This window comes from Synechococcus sp. H55.10, assembly GCF_047502715.1.
In the GTDB taxonomy this organism is placed as follows: Bacteria; Cyanobacteriota; Cyanobacteriia; order Thermostichales; family Thermostichaceae; genus Thermostichus.
The window spans coordinates 1-524 of the sequence record NZ_JANSJJ010000269.1 but is presented as its reverse complement, the minus strand read 5'-3'; the positions used below and the strand labels follow the sequence as shown (position 1 = coordinate 524).

Below are 524 nucleotides of genomic sequence, written 5' to 3'. Positions count from 1 at the left end.
CCCTAGTCTATGTGGCTGGCCGCGGTATTGTCCTACAGGAGCCCTCTGTTGTCGCCATCGACCAAAACACCAAGCAACCCCTGGCCGTGGGGGAAGATGCCAAAAAAATGTTGGGCCGTACCCCTGGCAACATCGTGGCTGTGCGCCCTCTGCGCGATGGGGTGATCGCCGACTTTGACACGGCGGAGATGATGCTGAAGCACTTCATCCAGCGGGTGCATGGAGGTCGTTACTTGATCGCCCCGCGCATCGTCATCGGGATCCCGAGTGGGGTGACTGGCGTGGAGCGACGGGCGGTGATGGAAGCGGCCCTGCAAGCTGGCTCGCGGGAGGTATATTTGGTGGATGAGCCGGTGGCGGCAGCAATCGGAGCGGGGCTGCCGGTGCAAGAGCCCACCGGGAACATGATCATCGACATCGGCGGCGGCACCACCGAGGTGGCCGTCCTCAGCTTGCAAGGGATCGTCCTCAGCGAGTCGGTGCGGGTGGCAGGAGACGAGCTGAGCGAGGCCATTATCCAGTAC

General features: G+C 63.0%; 1 protein-coding gene. It reads left to right on the top strand.

Translation table 11 applies throughout. From position 1 onward, the window contains the following. The coding region (locus tag NW858_RS13085) for a rod shape-determining protein (RefSeq protein ID WP_414520656.1) at positions 1–524 on the top strand (524 nt) is incomplete at both ends.